The sequence below is a fragment of the Streptomyces sp. NPDC006610 genome, from assembly GCF_040611575.1.
In the GTDB taxonomy this organism is placed as follows: Bacteria; Actinomycetota; Actinomycetes; order Streptomycetales; family Streptomycetaceae; genus Streptomyces.
Genome location: NZ_JBEXOP010000040.1, coordinates 18,148 through 37,937 on the forward strand (window position 1 = coordinate 18,148; position 19,790 = coordinate 37,937).

Annotated in this window: 20 protein-coding genes; 11 read left to right on the forward strand and 9 right to left on the reverse strand. The window is 73.7% G+C overall.

Annotated elements, in window-relative coordinates; genetic code table 11:
* Positions 1 to 62 precede the first annotated feature (62 nt).
* The gene (locus tag ABZY13_RS26800) at positions 63 to 2,084 is read right to left on the reverse strand and encodes a beta-galactosidase (protein ID WP_356635084.1); all 2,022 of its coding nucleotides are present in this window, start codon (positions 2,082 to 2,084) and stop codon (positions 63 to 65) included.
* Between the two features lie 181 nt (positions 2,085 to 2,265).
* Here ABZY13_RS26800 and ABZY13_RS26805 point away from each other — a divergent pair, with 181 nt between their 5' ends.
* The 7 genes from ABZY13_RS26805 (at position 2,266) to ABZY13_RS26835 (ending at position 8,415) form a co-directional block, all read left to right on the forward strand.
* Positions 2,266 to 3,585 (forward strand): extracellular solute-binding protein, encoded by a 1,320-nt coding sequence (locus tag ABZY13_RS26805; protein WP_356635086.1) that lies wholly within the window; start codon positions 2,266 to 2,268, stop codon positions 3,583 to 3,585.
* Positions 3,582 to 4,508, forward strand: a complete 927-nt coding sequence (locus ABZY13_RS26810) for a sugar ABC transporter permease (RefSeq protein ID WP_356635088.1) — start codon at positions 3,582 to 3,584, stop codon at positions 4,506 to 4,508. The genes ABZY13_RS26805 and ABZY13_RS26810 overlap by 4 nt, the downstream gene beginning before the upstream one ends.
* Complete coding sequence (locus ABZY13_RS26815) at positions 4,505 to 5,410, forward strand: carbohydrate ABC transporter permease (protein WP_356635090.1); 906 nt, start codon at positions 4,505 to 4,507, stop codon at positions 5,408 to 5,410. The genes ABZY13_RS26810 and ABZY13_RS26815 overlap by 4 nt, the downstream gene beginning before the upstream one ends.
* Positions 5,407 to 6,438 carry a LacI family DNA-binding transcriptional regulator gene (locus ABZY13_RS26820; RefSeq protein WP_356635092.1) on the forward strand — a complete coding sequence of 344 codons (1,032 nt, stop codon included), beginning with the start codon at positions 5,407 to 5,409 and terminating at the stop codon, positions 6,436 to 6,438. Before ABZY13_RS26815 ends, ABZY13_RS26820 begins: the two co-directional genes overlap by 4 nt.
* A 136-nt stretch (positions 6,439 to 6,574) precedes the next feature.
* Positions 6,575 to 6,931, forward strand: coding sequence for a VOC family protein (locus ABZY13_RS26825; protein ID WP_356635094.1), 357 nt, complete (start codon positions 6,575 to 6,577; stop codon positions 6,929 to 6,931).
* 43 nt (positions 6,932 to 6,974) lie between these two features.
* On the forward strand, positions 6,975 to 7,400 hold the full coding sequence (locus tag ABZY13_RS26830) for a MarR family transcriptional regulator (RefSeq protein ID WP_356635096.1): 426 nt from the start codon (positions 6,975 to 6,977) through the stop codon (positions 7,398 to 7,400).
* 178 nt (positions 7,401 to 7,578) lie between these two features.
* Positions 7,579 to 8,415: an arylamine N-acetyltransferase gene (locus ABZY13_RS26835; protein WP_356635098.1), complete on the forward strand. Its 837-nt coding sequence runs from the start codon at positions 7,579 to 7,581 to the stop codon at positions 8,413 to 8,415.
* Between the two features lie 26 nt (positions 8,416 to 8,441).
* Here the strand turns inward: ABZY13_RS26835 and ABZY13_RS26840 are convergent, their stop codons facing one another.
* On the reverse strand, positions 8,442 to 9,254 hold the full coding sequence (locus tag ABZY13_RS26840) for an MBL fold metallo-hydrolase (protein ID WP_356635100.1): 813 nt from the start codon (positions 9,252 to 9,254) through the stop codon (positions 8,442 to 8,444).
* A gap of 169 nt (positions 9,255 to 9,423) precedes the next feature.
* A complete protein-coding gene (locus ABZY13_RS26845; RefSeq protein ID WP_356635102.1) occupies positions 9,424 to 9,834 on the reverse strand; it encodes an SseB family protein in 411 nt (136 codons plus the stop codon).
* A gap of 250 nt (positions 9,835 to 10,084) precedes the next feature.
* On the opposite strand from ABZY13_RS26845, the gene ABZY13_RS26850 reads away from it, so the two are divergent.
* The 3 genes from ABZY13_RS26850 (at position 10,085) to ABZY13_RS26860 (ending at position 13,518) form a co-directional block, all read left to right on the forward strand.
* Complete coding sequence (locus ABZY13_RS26850; protein ID WP_356635104.1) at positions 10,085 to 11,182, forward strand: DUF4142 domain-containing protein; 1,098 nt, start codon at positions 10,085 to 10,087, stop codon at positions 11,180 to 11,182.
* A 27-nt stretch (positions 11,183 to 11,209) separates the two neighbouring features.
* Positions 11,210 to 11,767: a class F sortase gene (locus tag ABZY13_RS26855; protein WP_356635106.1), complete on the forward strand. Its 558-nt coding sequence runs from the start codon at positions 11,210 to 11,212 to the stop codon at positions 11,765 to 11,767.
* 77 nt (positions 11,768 to 11,844) lie between these two features.
* Positions 11,845 to 13,518 (forward strand): RecQ family ATP-dependent DNA helicase, encoded by a 1,674-nt coding sequence (locus tag ABZY13_RS26860; RefSeq protein ID WP_356635109.1) that lies wholly within the window; start codon positions 11,845 to 11,847, stop codon positions 13,516 to 13,518.
* A gap of 15 nt (positions 13,519 to 13,533) precedes the next feature.
* Here the strand turns inward: ABZY13_RS26860 and ABZY13_RS26865 are convergent, their stop codons facing one another.
* From ABZY13_RS26865 to ABZY13_RS26875, 3 genes are read right to left on the reverse strand one after another with little or no spacing between them, the layout of a single operon-like run.
* The gene (locus tag ABZY13_RS26865; protein ID WP_356635112.1) at positions 13,534 to 13,857 is read right to left on the reverse strand and encodes a hypothetical protein; all 324 of its coding nucleotides are present in this window, start codon (positions 13,855 to 13,857) and stop codon (positions 13,534 to 13,536) included.
* Complete coding sequence (locus ABZY13_RS26870; protein WP_356635114.1) at positions 13,832 to 14,359, reverse strand: AAA family ATPase; 528 nt, start codon at positions 14,357 to 14,359, stop codon at positions 13,832 to 13,834. Before ABZY13_RS26870 ends, ABZY13_RS26865 begins: the two co-directional genes overlap by 26 nt.
* A gap of 14 nt (positions 14,360 to 14,373) precedes the next feature.
* Complete coding sequence (locus ABZY13_RS26875) at positions 14,374 to 15,351, reverse strand: pirin family protein (RefSeq protein WP_356635116.1); 978 nt, start codon at positions 15,349 to 15,351, stop codon at positions 14,374 to 14,376.
* 275 nt (positions 15,352 to 15,626) lie between these two features.
* Here ABZY13_RS26875 and ABZY13_RS26880 point away from each other — a divergent pair, with 275 nt between their 5' ends.
* On the forward strand, positions 15,627 to 17,201 hold the full coding sequence (locus tag ABZY13_RS26880; RefSeq protein ID WP_356635118.1) for a carboxylesterase/lipase family protein: 1,575 nt from the start codon (positions 15,627 to 15,629) through the stop codon (positions 17,199 to 17,201).
* A gap of 91 nt (positions 17,202 to 17,292) precedes the next feature.
* Here ABZY13_RS26880 and ABZY13_RS26885 read toward each other — a convergent pair whose 3' ends face one another.
* From ABZY13_RS26885 to ABZY13_RS26895, 3 genes are read right to left on the reverse strand one after another with little or no spacing between them, the layout of a single operon-like run.
* Positions 17,293 to 17,940, reverse strand: coding sequence for an ATP-binding cassette domain-containing protein (locus ABZY13_RS26885; RefSeq protein WP_356635120.1), 648 nt, complete (start codon positions 17,938 to 17,940; stop codon positions 17,293 to 17,295).
* Complete coding sequence (locus ABZY13_RS26890; RefSeq protein WP_356635122.1) at positions 17,933 to 18,913, reverse strand: ABC transporter ATP-binding protein; 981 nt, start codon at positions 18,911 to 18,913, stop codon at positions 17,933 to 17,935. Before ABZY13_RS26890 ends, ABZY13_RS26885 begins: the two co-directional genes overlap by 8 nt.
* Positions 18,910 to 19,788 (reverse strand): ABC transporter permease, encoded by an 879-nt coding sequence (locus ABZY13_RS26895; protein WP_356635124.1) that lies wholly within the window; start codon positions 19,786 to 19,788, stop codon positions 18,910 to 18,912. Before ABZY13_RS26895 ends, ABZY13_RS26890 begins: the two co-directional genes overlap by 4 nt.
* Between the last annotated feature and the right edge of the window lie 2 nt (positions 19,789 to 19,790).

Sequence of the window (19,790 nt, forward strand, 5' to 3'; positions counted from 1 at the left end):
GGCGAGGGGCGGGCCCCTCCGCCCGCGGCTCTCGTGGCACGCGCGGGCGGAGGGGAGTCGGCTCAGCCGTCGAGTCGGACGACCCGTACGGCTCCGGCGGGCAGCGCGAGGCGGCCCGCGGCCCGCTCTCCGGTCAGCAGCTCGGTGCCGGGCGTGTCCAGCGGCACCTTGACGTCGGAGGCGGTGTGGTTGAGGGCGAACAGGAAGGTGCCCGAATCGCCCGTGCGGCGCACCACTTCGACGTCGCGGGGCAGGTCCTGGCGCAGCGCGAGGCCGGCGTCCTCGGCGGCCCGGCCGAGGAGCGCGTCGAGGCCGGTGCGCCCGAGGCGGGTGGAGACGTACCAGGCCGTGCCCTCGCCGAGGCGGTGCCGGGTGACGGCGGGGCGGCCGGCGGTCAGCCCGTCGGCGTACGTCCACACGGTCTCGGCGCCGCGCGGCACGACGAACTCCGTCCACACGTCGGCCTCCAGCGCCACCCCGTCGGGGCCGGTGACCAGGACCGTCTCGTCCCGCAGCAGCGGCGAGAACTCCTCCACGGTCAGTCCCAGCGCCTCCCGCAGCGGCCCCGGGTAGGCGCCGTCGTGCACGGCGTCGTGTTCGTCGACGATGCCGGAGAAGTACGACACCACCAGGGTGCCGCCGCCCTCCGCGTACCGGGTGAGATTGCGGCCGGCCGCTTCCGTCATCAGGTAGAGGGCGGGCACGACGACGAGGGGGTAGGCCGACAGGTCGGCCTCCGGGTGGGCGAAGTCGACCGTGAGGTGGCGGTCGTAGAGGGCCTCGTAGAAGGCGTCGGCGCGTTCGCGGGCGTCGTGGTCCTCGCTGGGGCGCCAGTCGAGGTTCTGCGCCCACCAGGACTGCCAGTCCCACAGGACGGCCGCGTCGGCGACCGTGCGGGTGCCGCGGATCTCGCCGAGCGCGTCGAGGGCTTTGCCGAGTTCGACCACCTCGCGCCACACCCGGGTCCCGGTGCCGCCGTGCGGGACCATCGCCGAGTGGAACTTCTCGGCGCCGCGCCGGGACTGGCGCCACTGGAAGAACATCGCGCCCTCGGAACCGCGGGCGACGTGCGCCAGCGAGTTGCGGGCCATCTGGCCGGGGGCCTTGGCGGGGTTGCGGGGCTGCCAGTTGACGCCGGAGGTGGAGTGCTCCAGCAGCAGCCAGGGAGCGCCGCCCGCGACGGAGCGGGTGAGGTCGGCGGCCATCGCCAGGTTGACGTGGGTGCGGCGGCCGTCGGTGATCAGGTAGTGGTCGTTGGTGACCAGGTCGACCTCGCGGCCCCAGGCCCAGTAGTCCAGGGAGTCGCACTGGCTGAGCGCGGTCATGAAGTTGGTGGTGACCGGCACGCCCGGTGACAGCCGGTGCAGGATGTCCCGCTCCATGCGGAAGTTCTCGCGGATGGTGGCGTCGGCGAAGCGCTTGTAGTCCAGTGCCTGCCCGGGGTTGCCGACCGTCGGGGTCGCGCGGGGCGGGTTGATCTGCTCCAGGTCCGTGTAGCGCTGGCCCCAGAAGGCGGTGCCCCAGGCCTCGTTGACGGCGTCGACCGTGCCGTACGTCGTCTCCAGCCAGCGGCGGAAGTGGGCCGCGCAGGAGTCGCAGTAGCAGGCGGAGACGGGCACGCCGTATTCGTTGTGGACGTGCCACATCGCCAGCGCCGGGTGGTCGCCGTAGCGCTCGGCGAGCCGCGTGGCGATGTTCGCGGCGGCGGCGCGGTAGTCGGCGTTGCTGTGGCAGATGGCGCCGCGCGAGCCGAACTCGTAGCGGGTGCCGTCCTCGCGCACGGGCAGCGCCTCGGGGTGCGCCCGGTAGAACCACACGGGCGGCACGACCGTGGGGGTGCCCAGGTCGACACGGATGCCGCCCTCGTGCAGCAGGTCCAGGACGCGGTCGAGCCAGCCGAAGTCGTACTCCCCCGCCGCCGGTTCCAGCAGGGCCCAGGAGAAGATCCCGACACTCACCATCGAGACGCCGGCCTCGCGCATCAGCCGGACGTCCTCGTGCCAGACGTTTTCCGGCCATTGCTCGGGGTTGTAGTCCCCACCGAAGGCGAGCCTGGTGAGGCCCCTGGGGGTGGTGTCCGGCATGGGTGTCTCCCGGGTATCGATCATTTGGGAACGTGCACACACGTCTTCGGCGGTGCGAGCCCAACATAACCGCACAGCAACAACCATTGACAAGTGTCCGGGATGTTTCTCTACTGTGAACGCTCACAGAAGCATGGCAGGTCCTCGCAGCAGGCGGGGACCCTGGTCAGGGGAGAGTTCCATGCCACACACGAAGCGCCGTAGCCTCGTGGCCGTCTCGGTCGCCGTCACCCTCGGCGCGACCGCCCTCGCCGCCTGCGGCTCGTCCGACGAGGGCGACGAGTCCCAGTCCGGGCCGGTCTCGCTCACCTACTGGAGCTGGGCGCCCGGCATGGACAAGGTCGTCGACCTGTGGAACAAGGGGCCGGGCAAGAAGGAGCAGATCACCGTCACGGTGAAGAAGCAGGCGTCCGGCGACACGCTGGTCACCAAGATCCTCACCGCGCACAAGGCCGGCAAGGCCCCCGACCTGGTGCAGGCCGAGTACCAGGCGCTGCCGACCCTGGTCAGCAACGACGCGCTCGCCGACATCTCGGGCGAGGTCGGCGACGCGAAGAGCAAGTTCGCCGAGGGCGTCTGGCAGCAGACCACGCTCGGCACGGACGCGGTCTACGCGGTGCCGCAGGACATCGGGCCGATGATGTTCTACTACCGCGAGGACCTCTTCGAGAAGTACGACCTCGAGGTCCCCGCGACCTGGGAGGACTTCGCCGAGACCGCGCGCAAGCTGAAGAAGGCGTCGCCCGGCACCGACCTCACCACCTTCTCCGCCAACGACTCCGGCCTCTTCGCGGGCCTCGCCCAGCAGGCCGGCGCCAAGTGGTGGACGACCGAGGGCGACCAGTGGAAGGTCGGCATCGACGACGAGGCGACGCGCAAGGTCGCCGAGTTCTGGGGCGGCCTCGTCGAGGAGGGCGCCATCGACAACCAGCCGATGTACACGCCGGCCTGGAACAAGGCGCTCAACACCGGCAAGCAGATCGCCTGGGTCAGCGCCGTGTGGGCGCCGGGCACGCTGAGCACGGCCGCGCCCGACACCAAGGGCAAGTGGGCCATGGCCCCGCTCCCCCAGTGGTCCGAGAGCGAGAACGTCACCGGCAGCTGGGGCGGCTCGTCCACGGCCGTGACGACGGACTCCAGGAACAAGGCCGCCGCCGCCAAGTTCGCCGCCTGGCTGAACACCGACGGCGAGGCGCTCAACGCACTGGCCAAGGAGAGCGGCATCTACCCGGCCTCCACGTCCGCCCAGCTCAGCGGCGCCTTCACCAACCCGCCGGAGTACTTCTCCAACCAGCCCGACTTCTACACCAAGGCCGCCGAGATCGCCGGCACCACCGCGCCCTCCGCGTGGGGCCCGAACGTCAACGTCGCCTACACCACCTTCAAGGACGCCTTCGGCGCCGCCGCGAAGAACAAGTCGGACTTCACCGCCGCCCTGAAGACGATGCAGGACGACACGGTCGCCGACATGAAGAAGCAGGGCTTCGAGGTCGCGGAGTGACCAGCACGGCACGCCGGAAGTCGTACGGGGTCAAGGGGGCCCCGTATGCCTTCCTCCTCCCCGCCACGATCCTCTTCGCGCTGTTCTTCGCGCTGCCCATCGGCTACGCGGTGTGGCTCAGCTTCCGCAAGGTGCAGGTGTCCGGCCTCGGCCTGGGCTCCGGCGCCCGCACGGAGGTCTGGGCCGGCCTGGAGAACTACACCGACGCCCTCACCGACAGTGAGCTGCTCGACGGTGCGCTGCGCGTCCTCGGCTACGGCTGCATCGTCGTCCCGGTGATGCTCGGCCTCGCCCTGGTCTTCGCGCTGATGCTCGACTCCGACAAGGTCAGGCTCGCCCCCTTCACCCGGCTCGCGATCTTCCTGCCGTACGCCATCCCCGGCGTCGTCGCGGCGCTGCTGTGGGGCTTCCTGTACCTGCCGGACGTCAGCCCGTTCTACTTCGTGCTCGACCGGCTGGGTCTGCCGCAGCCGGACCTGCTGGACGGCGGTCCTCTCTATCTCGCCCTGTCGAACATCGCGGTGTGGGGCGGCACCGGCTTCAACATGATCGTCATCTACACCTCGCTCCAGGCCATCCCGACCGAGGTGTACGAGGCGGCCGAGCTGGACGGTGCCACCCCGCTGCAGATCGCGCTGAAGATCAAGATCCCGATGGTGGCGCCCTCGCTGGTGCTGACCTTCTTCTTCTCGATCATCGCGACGCTCCAGGTGTTCAACGAGCCGACCACCCTCAAACCGCTCACCAACTCCGTCTCGACGACCTGGAGTCCGCTGATGAAGGTGTACCAGGACGCCTTCGGCAGGGGCGACATCCACGCCGCCGCGGCGCAGGCCACGATCATCGCGCTCGCCACCCTGGTGCTGTCCTTCGGCTTCCTGCGGGCCGCGAACCGCCGCAACAAGCAGGAGGCAGCCCGATGAGTTCTCTTGCCGTCCGCAAGTCCGCCCCGGCCGCCGGGACCACCCCCGGCACCGCCCAGGGCCCCCCGCTGCGCCGCCGGATCGCGCTGATCCCGACGGTGACGCTGCTGATCGGCGCCCTGTACTGCCTGCTGCCGGTGGCCTGGGTGGTCATCGCGTCCACCAAGTCCGGCAGCGAGCTGTTCTCCACGTTCACCTTCCTGCCGGGCACCGGGTTCACGGAGAACCTGTCGGACCTCAGCGCGTACCGCGACGGCGTGTACTGGCAGTGGATGGGCAACTCCGCCCTCTACGCCGTCGTCGGCGCCCTGCTGTCGACGATCGTGTCGTCGTTCAGCGGCTACGCGCTGGCGGTCTACCGCTTCCGCGGTCGCGAGACCCTGTTCAACGTGCTGCTCGCGGGCGTGCTGATGCCACCGGTCATCCTCGCCGTCCCGCAGTACCTGCTGCTGGCGCAGGCCGACCTCACCGACTCCTATCTGTCGGTGCTGCTCCCGCAGATCCTGTCGCCGTACGGCGTCTACCTCTCGCGGATCTACGCCGCCGCAGCGGTCCCCTCCGACGTGGTGGAGGCCGGGCGGATGGACGGCGCGAGCGAGTGGCGGATCTACACCCGGATCGCGCTGCCGATGATGCTGCCCGGCCTGGTGACGGTCTTCCTCTTCCAGTTCGTGGCCATCTGGAACAACTTCCTGCTGCCGTTCATCATGCTCAGCGACGACGAGAAGTTCCCGATCACGCTCGGCCTGTACACGCTGCTGGAGCAGGGCGCCAACACGCCGGCCCTGTACACGCTGGTGATCACGGGGGCGTTCCTCGCGGTGTTCCCCCTGGTGGCGCTGTTCCTGGTGATCCAGCGGTTCTGGAGCCTCGACCTGCTCTCCGGAGCCGTAAAGTCATGACCATGAGCAACACGGGGGGTCGGCGCAAGCCGCCGACGATCCACGACGTGGCGCGCGAGGCGGGTGTCTCGCGCGGCACCGTCTCGCGCGTCCTCAACGGCGGCCACTACGTGAGCCCTTCGGCGCAGGAGGCGGTCAACGCCGCCATCCGCAAGACGGGTTACGTGGTCAACCGGCACGCCCGCTCGCTGATCACCGGGCGGTCGGACTCGGTCGGCTTCCTGCTGACGGAGCCCCAGGAACGGTTCTTCGAGGACCCCAACTTCAACGTGCTCCTGCGCGGCTGCACCCAGGCGCTGGCCCAGCACGACATCCCGCTGCTGCTGATGCTGGCCGGCACCGAGGACGAACGGCGGCGCATCACGCGGTACATCACCGCCGGCCACGTCGACGGGGTGCTGCTGGTCTCCAGCCACTCCGGCGACCCGGTGGCCGAACGGCTGCGCGAGGCGGGGGTGCCGCTGGTGGCCTGCGGCAAGCCCATCGGCCTGGCCTCCAAGGTGAGTTACGTCGCCGCCGACGACCGGGACGGCGCCCGCGACATGGTGCGTCATCTGCTGTCGCTGGGCCGCCGCCGGGTCGGCGTGGTCACCGGCCCGCTCGACACGCCGGGCGGTGTGGAGCGCCTCGCCGGGTACAAGGAGGTGCTCGCCGAGGCGGGCATGGAGATCGACGAACGGCTCATCGTCTCCGGCGACTACAGCCGGGCCAGCGGTGAGGCGGGCGCCGAGCGGCTGCTCGCCGGGGCGCCGGACATGGACGCGGTGTTCGTCGCCTCCGACCTGATGGCCCAGGGCGTGCTGACGGCGTTGCAGCGCGCGGGCCGCCGGGTCCCCGAGGACGTCGCGGTCGGCGGCTTCGACGACTCCCCGGCCGCGGTGGCCGCGAGCCCGGAGCTGACGACCATACGGCAGCCCTGGGACCGGATCAGCGCGGAGATGGTCCGTGTCCTGCTCGCCCAGATCGGCGGGGAGGACCCGTCGGCGGTGATCCTGCCGACGGAGCTGGTGAAGCGGGAGTCGACGTGACGCCGTCGCGGCATGCGGGCGGCAGGGGCGCCCGGCGCAACCGGTCAGGATCGGAGAAGCGTCCACCCGCTCCCCCGGCCTAGCGTGGAACCACCGGCGTCACAGGGCGCCGGCCACGCACCCGGGAGGAACGACCATGACCGCCGGCCTGAAGACGATCATCTACCCCGTCAAGGACCTGGACGGGGCGAAGGCCCTGTTCGGCGCCCTGCTCGGCACCGAGCCGTACGCCGACGAGCCCTACTACGTCGGCTACAAGGACGCCGGCCAGGACGTCGGCCTGGACCCCAACGGGCACGCCCAGGGCCTGACCGGGCCGGTGCCCTACTGGCACGTCGACGACATCGAGGCCCGCTTCGCGGCGCTGGTCGAGGCCGGGGCGGAGCCGCTCCAGGAGATCCGCGAGGTCGGGAAAGGCCGGCGGATCGCCTCCGTGAAGGACCGGGACGGGAACCTGATCGGGCTGCTCCAGGACCCGGGCCGACCGAGCTAGTTGTGCGCTCAACGAAAGCCGGGTTCGGTGTTACCGTGCGGATATGGGAACGAACACGGCCGAGTCGGCTCTCGAGGAGCGGTGGCGGGACATCCTGTCCGTGCACGCCCGCACGATGTGCGAGATCGACCGCGTGCTGCATCCGCACGGCCTCGGCGCGAGCGACTTCGAGGTTCTCGACATCCTGGCGGCCTCCGCCTCCTCCTCCGGGGGCGGCGAGCAGTGCCGGGTGCAGAACCTCGTCGGCCGGGTGCACCTGAGCCAGAGCGCCCTGTCCCGGCTCATCGGCCGGCTGGAGAAGGAGGGCCTGGTCGAGCGCTCGGCGTGCGCCGAGGACCGGCGGGGCGTGTTCGTCACGCTGACCCGCAAGGGCCGTGACCTGCACACCCGGGTGCGACCGCTGCAACGGGCCGCGCTGGCGCGGACGCTGGCGGGCCCGGAGGGCGGGGAGAGCGGCCGGGAGGGGTGAGCCGGGCGCGGGCGGCGGTCCCGCGTCCGCCGGGTCCGGTCACGCCGTACCACCGCCCCCGATGACCGCCCCACGACCGCGCACCGCCCCCCTACGACCGCCCTACGACCAAAGCCGGACGTCGTCTCCGCCCCCGGACCGCGGTGATTCGCGACGGGCTCGTGCCTACAGTGCACGCATGTCCGGAACCGAACAGTTCGATCTCGACGCCTATCTCCGACGGATCGGCGGGCCGGGCGCGCGGCGCGCCGACCTGGCCACGCTGCGGAGCCTGCACCTGGCCCACGTACGGGCCATTCCGTTCGAGAACCTCGACGCCCTGCGCCGCGAGCCGCCCTCCCTGGACATCGGCGACATCACGGCGAAGCTGGTGGACAGCCGGCGGGGCGGCTACTGCTACGAGCACAACCTGCTGTTCGAGCACGTCCTGCGCAGCCTCGGCTTCCGGGTCACCCGGCTGGCCGCACGGGTCGTCGCCGGCGCGGACGCGGACGCGTACGAACGGCGGCCCCGCACCCACATGGCCCTGCTGGTCGGCGTGCCCGGCGACCCGCGGCCGTACCTGGCCGACGTCGGCTTCGGCCCCGGCACGCTGCGGGAGCCCGCGCCGCTGGCGGACGGCGCCGAGTTCCGCCACGGGGTCCGCCTGAACCGGCTCGTGCGCCTGCCGCACGAGGGCCCGCTGGAGCAGTGGTCGTACCAGGAGCACACGGGCGGGGACGGCGGAACCTGGACGGACCAGTACCTCTTCACGCTGGAGCCGTTCGAGCGGTCCGACTACGAGGTCTTCAACTGGTACGTCGGCGCGCATCCGCGCTCGCCGTTCACCCGGCGCGTCTACGCCCACCGGTCCGCCGCCGACCGCGACCTCCTCCTCGACGGCGCGCTCCTCACCGAGACGCACGCGGACGGCACGGTCAAGGAGCGCCGGCTGCTGAGCGAGCGGGAGGCGCGGCGCGTGCTGGACGAGGAGTTCGGCATCGCCGTACCGGAGGGCACGGCCCTGCCGATGTGACCGGCGCGGGCGGCCCGCACAGGACGTCACAGCACGAACTCGGCCCCGTCGTCGAGCACCTCCACGCCCGCCCCGGCCAGTTCCGCGCGGTCCGCCGAGGCCGGGTCGAGAAGCGGATCGGCGTCGTCCAGGCCGATGTGGACCCGGCGCGGTCCGCCGGCGTCGGCGACGGCCCGCGCGGCGGTCGCGTCGGCCGCGAGGTAGGCGCCGTCCAGCAGGGCGCAGTCGGCGCTCGTGAGGAGTTCGGCCAGTTCGGGGCCCCAGTCGCCGATGCGGGGCGCGTACAGCAGCACTCCCCCGGTGGCGAGGTCCTCGATGCGGTACGCCGTCGTCCAGCCGTCGTCCGGACGGCCGGGAAGGTACCCGGGCGGGGTCCGGCCGGTGGAGTGGGCGGTGACGACCAGTCCGCCGGAGAGCACGAACCCGCCCTCGGTGAGGCTGTCCTCCCAGCCCCACGGGGCGTAGCGGTCGACCATGGCGCGGGCCGGCGCCAGCGCGGCCAGCACGGGCGGGGTGGCGTACACCTTCAGGCCGGGCTGTCCGCGCAGCACGGTCAGCCCGGAGACGTGCTCGGGTTCGGCGTCGGTGAGCAGCACGCCGCGGACCACAGGGCTGCGCGGTCCGGCGCCGGGCCACAGCGCCGAGGCCGCGGCGAGCTGCGTGCGGACGTCGGGCGTGGCGTTGAGCAGCCACCAGTCGCGGGAGTTGCCGGTGACGGCCGCCGCCTCCGGGGCGCGGGAGGGCAGCTTGCCGTCCCGGGCGGCGGAGCACGGCGGGCATCCGCAGTTCCACCGCGGGAAGCCGGCACCGGCGGCGGTGCCGAGCAGTACGACCCTCAAGACGACCCCCGGCGTTCCTCGCTGCGGTCCGGTCCTTCCGGCTGGGGTCTTCCCCTCCGGCACCGCGTGCCCACCCTGCCGGAGGGGGGATTTCCGGCCGTCCTCGGTCCGCGCGTCGGCCCGGCGGACCCCGCGTGACGAGGGCGTTCCCGCGAGGTGAACGCCCGGCTCAGCCCTGCGGCCGGGCCAGCAGCGAGCGCACTCCGTCCGAGGTCAGGGTCAGTCCGTGGGCGGAGCTGGCGTCGATGGTGAGGGACAGGTCGTCGGAGGGCCACTGCGAGGCCAGCGCGCCGAGCGGGACCATGCGGTAGCGCGAGACGAACGGCAGCAGCTCCGCCATCTCCAGCTCCGAGGTGAACACCGGCACCACCGGGCGTCCGCCCGGCTCCTCCAGTACGGGCAGCGCAAGGGCCGTGGGGTCGGTGGCGTCCTCCTCGGGAACGTCGTCGGGCACGGGGATCAGCACGTCACTGCCGGCGAGCGCGTCCAGCGCCGCCCGGTCCTCGGTGTTCTCCACGAGCGCGTCCAGCGCGCGCTGGGCGGTGGTGGCGTTGTCGTCGTCGTTGGCGGGTGTCTGCATGGCACATCCCCTGGTAGCGGCGGTCGAACGGCCGACCCGGCGCGAGTCCGCACCGGGGTGCGGCGTGCGACGCGTACCCGGCCCGGTGGCAAACATGCCGGATTCCCGGGCCCGGCCGAAACCCGCCCGCGTCGGCCGTGCGGGTGGTCGGCACGCCGCGCCCGGGAGGAATGCGGGGCGCGCGGGCAGGCATGGACGCCGGGGACGCCGGGCGCTGTCCACGCGCCCCGTCCCGAAGGGAGCAAGACCGATGCGCAGAAGACTGCTGACGGCCGCCGTGGTGATGGCCCTGTCCGGCATATCCACGCCGCAGGCGTTCGCCGCCGAGGTGAGCGCGCAGGACGAGATGCTCGTGATGCGGGCGCACCAGGGCAATCTCGCGGAGATCGCCGCGGGGCAGGACGCCCGGAAGCACGCCACGACCGACTGTGTGAAACGGGCCGGCGCCGTCCTGGTGCGGGACCACTCCAAGCTGGACGCGGATCTGCGGGCGCTCGCGGGCGCGCTGGGCGTGACGCTGCCCGGTTCGCCGTCCGCCGAGCAGAAGAAGGCCCTGGCCGCCGTACGGGCGAAGGCGGGCGGTCCGGCGTACGACGCGGCCTGGCTGGCCTCGCAGGACGCGGCCCATCGCAAGACGCTCGCGCTGATCGACCAGGAGCTGACCGCCGGGACGAACGCCGAGGTCAAGGCCGCGGCACGGGCCGCGCGTCCGGTGGTGGCGATGCACCTGGACATGGTGCGCGGCGGCGTCTGCCACGAGGTGCGAGAGGCCGGCACGGTCCGTGCGGGCAGCGCGGGGCTCCTGACGCCCGCCGACGACACTCCGGACGACAGGGACCGCGCCCTCACGCCGGACGACGACACCCCGGACGACAGGGACCGCGCCCTCACGCCCGACGACGACACCCCGGACGACACAGACCGCACCCTCACGCCCGACGACGACACCCCGGACGACACAGACCGCACCCTCACGCCCGACGACGACACCCCGGACGACACCGACCGCACCCTCACGCCCGACGACGACACCCCCGCCGGGGACACTCCGGACGACAAAAACCGCGGCCTGACACCCGCCGGCGACACCCCCGACGACGGAGACACCGCCGACCCAGCCACCGACCGGCGCCACCTCCCCGCCGACGACACCCCGGACGACACCGACCGCGGCCTCGTCGGGCTCACCCCTGTCGGCGACACCCCCGACGACGCCGACCGCCGCCTCGCCGTGGACGGTGGCGCCCCGGTCGCGGCAGGGATGCTCGCCGCGGGCGGTGGGCTGTTCGCCGCAGGTGGGGCCGTCTGGCTCTGGCGTACCCGGCGGCCCTCGGCCGACCGGCGCTGACGCGTGGCACGCCACCGGTCGGCCGCCGTGCTCACGACCGCGTGCGGGCTGGGCGCGCTGGCCGCCGGATGGCTGCTCCCCGACGAGCCGAATGCCCGCCCGGCGGACGCCGGACGCACGGCGGCCGTCTCGCCCCCGACGCGCCTGCGCGGACCGCACGGCCTGGAGGCCGCCGTCGTTCCGGTCGCCGCTCACCGTGACGGGTCGCTGGCCCTCCCCGACGACCCGCGGACCGGCGGATGGTGGGCGCTGGGGGCGGCGGCCGGCGCGGCCGACGGGACGCTGCTGATCGCCGGGCACGTCGACACCCGCGAGGACGGCCTCGGCCCGTTCGCCGCGCTGCACCGGACACCGCCCGGCGCCCGGGTCGAGGTGACCGGCGCCGACGGCCGGGTGCGCGCCTACCGGGTCACGGCCCGCCGCACCTACCGGCAGGAGCGGCTGCCCGCGGACCTCTTCGCCGGCGCCGGCGGGCACCGGCTGGCACTGGTCACCTGCGCCCGGCCCTACGACCGGGAGACCGGACGGTACCGGCGCAATCTCGTCGTGTACGCCACGCCGGTCGCGCCGGCGCCGGCGGGCTGACGCCGGGGTCGTCTTGGCTTCCCGGGATCGGGGTACTGCGGACACCCACACACGGGTCGACGGAGAAGAGGCGGGCCATGCCACGGGAGAACGCCCTCGCGCCGGCGGAACGTCTGCGGCGGGCCGCGTCGGAGGTGTTCGGCTGGCGTGAGCTGCGGCCCGCCCAGCTCGCCGCGATGGAGGCGGTCGTCGCGGGCCGCGACACGCTGGTGGTCATGCCGACCGGCGCGGGGAAGTCGGCGGTGTACCAGGTGGCCGGGCTGCTGCTGCCCGGGCCCACCGTCGTCGTGTCGCCGCTGATCGCCCTCCAGCGGGACCAGATCGCGGGCCTGCCGGATCACGGCGCCGCGGACGCCGTCGCGGTCAACTCCGCCCAGTCCCAGGGGGCGACGCAGGCGGCGTGGGAGGCGGTGCGGCGCGGGGACGCCGAGTATCTGTTCCTCTCCCCCGAGCAGTTGACCAAGGACGAGGTGGTGGAGCGGCTGGCCCGCGCCCGCCCCTCGCTGTTCGTCGTCGACGAGGCGCAGTGCGTGGCGTCGTGGGGCCACGACTTCCGCCCCGACTATCTGCGCCTGGCCGGGGCGATCGCGCGCGTGGGCGGGCCGACGGTCCTCGCGCTGACGGCCACCGCCGCTCCCCCGGTGCGCGAGGAGATCGTGGAGCGCCTCGAGATGGACGACCCCGCACTGGTCGTGGCCGGTTTCGACCGGCCGAACATCGCCCTGGAGGTACGCCGGTTCCAGGAGGACGCCGACAAGCGCCGGACGCTGGTGGAGCGCGCGGCGGCGGAGCCGGGGCCCGGGATCGTCTACACCGCGACCCGCAAGGACGCCGAGGCGTACGCGGCCGAGCTGATCGAGCGGGGTCTGACGGCGGCGGCCTACCACGCCGGGCTGGCCGCCGGTGTGCGCTCGCGGGTGCACGACGCCTTCCTGAGCGGCGAGACGGACGTGGTGGTGGCCACGTCCGCCTTCGGGATGGGCATCGACAAGGAGGACGTGCGGTTCGTGCTGCACGCGTCGATGCCGGGGTCCCTGGACGCGTACTACCAGGAGATCGGCCGGGCGGGCCGCGACGGTGAGCCTGCTCTCGCGGTGCTGCACTACCGCCCCGAGGACCGGGGCCTGCAGCGCCTCTTCGCCGCCCGGGCGCCCGACGAGGAGACCCTCGGCGAGGTCGCGGAGGAGATCCACGAGCAGGACGGTGCGGTCGCGCTGGACGAGGTCGGCGAGCGGACGGACCTGTCGCGCCGCCGGGTGACGGCCGCGGCCAACCTGCTGGAGGAGGCGGGCGCCGTGCGCGGCGACGCCGACGGCGAGGTGCGGGCCGTGCCCGGCGTCACGTCTCGGGAGGCTGCGCGGCGGGCGGTGGAGACGGCGGAGGCGCACCGCAGGCTGGAGCGGTCGAGGCTGGAGATGGTGGTCGGGTACGCGGAGACGACGGGGTGCCGGCGCCGCTTCCTCCTCGGCTACTTCGGGGAGGCGTACGACCCCCCGTGCGACGCCTGCGACGTGTGCCGCTCGGGCGCCGCCCCGCCCGCCGAGGCGCCCCGGCACGCCGCGGCCGACTCCTACCCGCCGGGGACGCCCGTACGGCACCGGGAGTGGGGCGACGGCACGATCATGAGCGAGGAGGGCGACCGGATCACCGTGCTGTTCGACTCCATGGGGTACCGGACCCTGTCGCTGGCCGCGGTCGCCGAGAAGGGTCTGCTCACCGCGCGCGAAGCGGGTGAACAACCCGACGGCTGAGGGGCGGCGGGGCGTTCAGTGCCGGTCGGGGTCGGCTTCGTCGCCGCCGCTGCCGGTACGGCTCGGCTGCCCGCCGCCGCTGGTTCCGTAGCCGCCGGGTACGCCCGGCACGCTGTCGGCGTCGGCCTCCTCGCGGCTCATGTGCCGGACCGCGCGGACGTTCGAGCGACGTTCCGGGTACGGATAGCTGAACGGCCGGGCGTCGGCGCGTTCCTCCTCGGACTCGCGGATCTCGGACGCAGGGATCTTGGAGGCACGGATCTCGGTGGCAGGGGTCTCGGAGGTAGGGGTCTCGGAGGCACGGTTCTCGGATTCAGGCTTTTTGTCTGGTTTCGTCATGCCTTTCGGGTAACCCCGTGGCCCGGCGCCATGCAAGGGCTCGGCCCGTCACCTCGAAGCCGCCGCGGCCGTCGAAGCGGACCTCGTGCACGGCGTCGAAGCCGTCCGCCCGTGAGGGCTCGCACAACTGCCGGAGCGTGGCGAGGACGCCGACGTCCGGGACCCGCTCCCGGCCCTCGCGGGCGGCGTTGCGGCGCAGCGAGCCGGCCGCGTCGGGCGGGAACCAGTACGCCGTCGCGGTGGCGCCGTGGGCGTGGGCCGCCTCGACCAGCGGGCCCCACTCCTTCGGCGAGGGGTTGGTGTTGTCGACGGCCACCGAGCGCCCGGCGGCCAGGTGCTCGGCCACCAGCCGCATCTGCCGGCTCTGCTTGTTCCGCGCGCTCCGCGGGAAGAGGTCCTTGCTCACCAGCGCGTATCGGCCGGACAGCCGCTGCGCGTAGAAGGTCGACTTCCCGGACGCCTGGAGCCCGACCAGCACGGCGAGGTCCGGGTCCATGCGCATGTGCCCACAATGCCCTACGGCGCCGGGTTCCTGCGCGGCCTGATCGTGGCGTTGGGCAGGGCGGGCGCCGGGAGCCGGTCTCCGGGGTAGCCCTCGACGCGGCCGAAGCGGTCCGACTCGGCCTCCCATGCCTGCCGGGCCTCCACGATGTCCTGGTGGCTGCGCCCGATGAAGTTCCACCACATGACGATCTCCTCACCGAAGGGCGGGCCGCCCAGCAGGACCAGCCGGGCCGGCTCGGCTGCCTCGTTGGCCAGGGTGAGCGTGGTGCGGCCGGGGGCGGCGTAGCCCAGTTCGGCGGGGCGCAGCGGCGTCCCGTCCATGCGGAGGTCGCCGGCGTCGACGAGGACGCCGTGTTCGAAGGCCGGGTCGACGTCGAGGGCGACGGTCGCACCCGGGTCGAGGGTGATCTCGGCGCCGAGCAGCGGGGTGAAGGTGCGCACGGGGGAGGCGTCGCCGGCCAGTTCGCCGAGGAAGACGCGGACGGCGCCGCCGGGCAAGGTCACGGGCGCGGGCTCGTAATGCTGGAAGTCCCGTGCCGCGTCACGGTGTTCGGCGGGCAGCGCCACCCACAGCTGCACTCCGTGCAGGACGGTGGTGGCGGGCGTGGAGACCTCGGAGTGGCAGATGCCGTGGCCGCCGGTCATCAGGTTGAGCTCGCCGGGCCGGACGTGGGCGTGGCTGCCGAGGGAGTCGCGGTGCTCGATCTCCCCGCTGAACAGCCAGCTCACGGTCTGCAGCCCGGTGTGCGGGTGCGGGGCGACGTCCATGCCGCCGCTCGCGGAGACGTCGTCGGGTCCGTAGTGGTCGGCGAAGCACCAGGCGCCGATGAGCGTCCGGGCCCGCTGGGGCAGCGTGCGGCGCACCCGCATGGCGCGGGGTCCGCCCAGGGGCACGTCCCTGGGGGTGAGCACCTCCACGGGCCGGCCCGGCGTCCCCTCGGCTTCGGTCCCGCAGGTCAACTCGGCGGGACGTGCCTCGGTGTTGCTCACCGTACGGCCTCCCCGCCGGGGAAGGTTCCCCGTTCAACATTCACCTCTCGATGATAGGACGTCCGGCGGGAGTCCGCGCGACGAGGGAGCGCGGGTGATCGCCTCTCCCCGCACACGACGGCGGCTCCGCGTGACGGCGGGTGCGCACGCCGGTCGGGGATGCTGCCGGCCTCTCGCCCCCTCCGACGGGACTGGTGATTCACGCGGTCCCGGGCGCCGGGCGGGTCAGGAGACTTCGGGGACCGTAACCGCCGCTCATCCGCATGGAGGTGCCGATGTCCGGTCCACCCGCCCGCAATATGTCGTGGACGCGTCGAACAGGAGCGTTACTGGCCGGCCTGCTGCTCTCGGCCGCGGGGATGTCCCTCACGCCCGCCGCGGCTGCCGAGGGCCCGACCGTCACCACCCGCTACGGGCAGGTGCGGGGCACGGCCGCCGAGACCGCGACGTCCTACCTCGGCATCCCGTACGCCGCCCCGCCGGTCGGCCAGCGGCGCTGGAAGCCGCCGGCCGCGCCCGAGCGCTGGTCCGGCGTCCGGGACGCCACCGCGCCGGGCGACCCCTGTATGCAGCGCGGCGGATCCACCCCCTGGGGCGACCTCGCGGGACCCGGCACGCCCAGTGAGGACTGCCTCTACCTGAACGTCTACACGCCCACCCGGCCGTCGGCGCACAAGCGCCCGGTGATGGTGTGGATCCACGGCGGCGGCTTCACCGTCGGCTCCGGCGCCTTCTACGACGGCGGCAAGCTGGCCGCACGCGGCGACGTGGTCGTCGTGAACTTCAACTACCGCCTGGGCGCGTTCGGTTACCTCGCCCACCCGGGCCTGGCCGCGGAGTCGCCGCTGGGCCTGTCCGGCAACTACGGCCTGCTCGACCAGCAGGCGGCCCTGCGCTGGGTGCGGGAGAACATCGCGGCGTTCGGCGGGGACCCCGGCAACGTCACCATCTTCGGCGAGTCGGCGGGCGGCGGCAGCGTCTGCCAGAACCTGGTCTCGCCGCGCACGGCCGGGCTGTTCGACCGGGCCGTCGCCCAGTCCGGCTGCGGCTTCCCCCTGCCGACGCAGGAGTCCCAGCAGCGCTCCGGAACGGCCTGGGCGGACTCGCTGGGCTGCGCGGACGTCGCCTGCCTGCGCGCCAGGCCCGCCGCGGACCTGCTCGCCGCCGCGTCGAGCCCGACCGCCCGCTGGACGCCCAACGTCGACGGCCTGGTCCTGCCGCTGCAGGTGCCGGAGGCGCTGGAGAGCGGACGGTTCCACCGCGTACCCCTCCTGCAGGGAACCACCGCCGACGAGGGCAGGCTCACCGTGGCGACCACGTACGACCTGGCGGGCCGCCAACTCACCGCCGCCGCCTATCCGTCGGCCGTCCGCGCGGTCTACGGCGACCGGACGGACGCGATCCTCGCCCGCTACCCCCTCTCGGAGTACGGCACGCCCGCCGAGGCCCTGGGCGCGATCTTCACGGACTCCCAGTTCGCGTGCCTCCAGTCCCGCACGGCCCGCCTGGCGGCCCGGCACGTCCGCTCGTACCAGTACGAGTTCGCCGACCGGCACGCCATGGACTACCTCGGCCTGCCCGTGAGCTTCCCGCTCGGCGCCCCGCACGGCTCCGAGATCCGGTACGTCTTCGGCGGCGTCTCGGGCACCCCCGAACAGAACGCCCTCGCCGACCGGATGCTCGGCTACTGGACCAACTTCGCGAAGACCGGCGTCCCCTACGCCGCCGACGCGCCGCGCTGGAGCCTCCACCCGAACGTGCAGACCCTCGCCCCCGAGGCGATCACCTCCGGAACGGCCTTCCCGCAGCACCACAAGTGCGACCTGTGGAACCCGCCCACGACCACCTGACCGGCGCCCCGGTCGCCTCCGCTCCCCGCCGGTGCCCACCGGCGGGGAGCGGAGCACTGGCACGAACGGCGAACGCGGTGGGCGCCCGAGGTCAGCCCTCCCAGTGGACCGTGCGGTCGCACCAGCGGTGCAGGAGGGTGCGGTCGTGGCCGACGGCGAGCAGGCCCGCGCCCGTGGTGGCGCGGTAGTCCTCGACGGCCGCGACCAGTGCCGCGGTCGTCGAGGCGTCCAGCATCGCGGTCATCTCGTCGCAGATCAGCCAGCGCGGGCGCAGGGCCAGGGCGCGGGCGAGGCAGGCGCGCTGCAGCTGGCCGTCGCTGACCTCGTGGGGGCGTCGGTGCAGCAGGTCGCCGGTCAGGCCGACGGCGGTGGCGAGTTCGGCGACCCGTGCGGCGGCCTCGGCGCGGCGGCCCGTGGCGCGCAGCGGTTCGGCGATCAGGTCGGCGAGCGGCAGCCGGGGGTCGGCGGAGAGCCGGGGCTGCTGGAAGACGACGCCGAAGGCGGTCCGCTGCTCGCGCGGGGCGCGATGGCGCCAGCGCCGCACCGGGACGCCGTCGAGGACGACGGTGCCGGAGTCGGGGCGGTGCAGCAGGGCCGCGACGCGGGCGAGGGTGGACTTGCCGCAGCCGCTGGGGCCGAGCAGGCCGACGGCCTCGCCGGGGGCGACGGTCAGGGAGACGTCCCGGAACACGGGGGCGCGCCGGTCGTATCCGGCGGTGATGGCGCGCAGTTCAAGCACGGACGTCCTCCGGCACGTACGGGTGGTGGCAGGCGACCCCGTCCACCGTCGGCGGCAGGGCGGCGCAGGCGTCGGTGGCCCGTGCGCAGCGGGCGGCGAAGGCGCAGCCGCCCGGGAGATCGCCCAGCTCGGGCGGCATGCCGGGGATGGGGGTGAAGTCGCGGTCGGGCAGGGCCCTCAGCAGGCCGCGGCTGTAGGGGTGGCGGGGTCCCGGGGCGCCGAAGAAGGCGGTGGCGTCGGCGAGTTCGACGATGCGGCCCGCGTACATCACCGCGACCCGGTCGGCGATGCGCTCCGCGGCGGCCAGATCGTGGGTGATCATCAGCAGGGCCCGTCCGCGGCCCGTCGCGTCCGGACCGTCGACGTGCCGCCGCAGTTCGTCGACCGTGCGCTCGACGAGGTCGCGGTCGAGTCCGGTCGTCGGTTCGTCGGCGAGCAGCAGGGGCGCGCCGCCGACGAGGGCGAGGGCGGTGGCGGCGCGCTGGGCGAGGCCGCCGGAGAGTTCGTGCGGATGGCGGTCGAGGTGATCGGCGGGGAACGCGGCGCGTTCGGCGGCGGCCCGGGCCGCGGCGCGGATCTCGGCGCGGCCGCGGGCGCCGGTGAGTTCGGCGACCGTCTCCTCCAGCTGGGAGCGGATGGTGCGCACCGGGGTCAGGTGCGCGGCCGGGCTCTGCGGTACGAGGCCGATGCGCCGGCCCCGTACCGTGCGGGCGAGGGTCCGCTCGTCCGCGGCGAGCAGGTCGAGGTCGCCGAGGCGCGCCTCGCCGGCGGTGCGGGCGTTGCCGGGCAGCAGGCCGAGCAGGGCGGAGGCGAGCACGGACTTGCCGCAGCCGCTCTCGCCGATCAGCGCCAGGCATTCCCCGGCCGCCACGTCGAAGTGCGCGTCGGTGACGGCGGCGACGCGGCGCCCGCCCGGCATGAGGAAGCGCACGGACAGACCGGTGACCGACAGGACGGTCTCTGGCTCGGTCACAGCATCAGCTCCGATCGGCGGCGGGGGTTGATCCGCTCCCGCCAGGCCCCTGCGAGACCGGCGACGGCGAGGGTCGGCACGATGAGGAACAGCCCGGGGAAGAGGGTCGGCCACCACTGCCCGGCCAGCAGCGAGCCGCGCGCGTTCTGGATCAGGGTGCCGAGGCTCGCGGTGTGGGTGGGCAGCCCGAGCCCGAGGAACGACAGGGCCGACTCGTGCCACATGGCGTGCGGGATCATCAGTACGGCGGCCAGCGCGGCCTGCGGCAGCACGCCGGGCAGCAGATGCCGTACCGCCACCCGCCACCGGGAGGCGCCGCCGGACACGGCCGCGTCGATGTAGGGGCGCCGGCGCAGGGAGAGGACCTCGGCGCGCACGATGCGGGCGGTCGACAGCCAGTGGGTGAGGGCGACCGAGACCACCACCGGCCAGACGCCGGGCCGGAACATGGCGACGATGAAGATGCCGAGCAGCAGATGCGGCACGGACGAGAAGGTGTCGACCAGCCGCATGACGGCACGGTCGACCCAGCCGCCGAAGGCGCCCGCGGTGGCTCCGACGGCGGTGCCGATCACGGTCGCCGTCAGGGCCGCCGCCACCCCGACCAGCAGCGAGACGCGCAGGCCGTAGACGCAGCGCAGCAGCAGGTCCCGGCCGACGTCGTCGGTGCCGAAGGGATGCGCCCAGCTGGGTGGCCGGAGTTTCGCGGCGAGGTCGACCGCCTGCTGGTCGAGCTGGACCAGCGGGGGCACGAGCAGCACGGCGAGGACGGTCACGGCCACCAGCGCGGCGGACGTGCGCGCCCGGACGGTGTGCGCGAAGCGGCGGTCGGGGACGCGCGAACGCCACGTGGTCTCGGCCGCGGCCTCAGCCATGG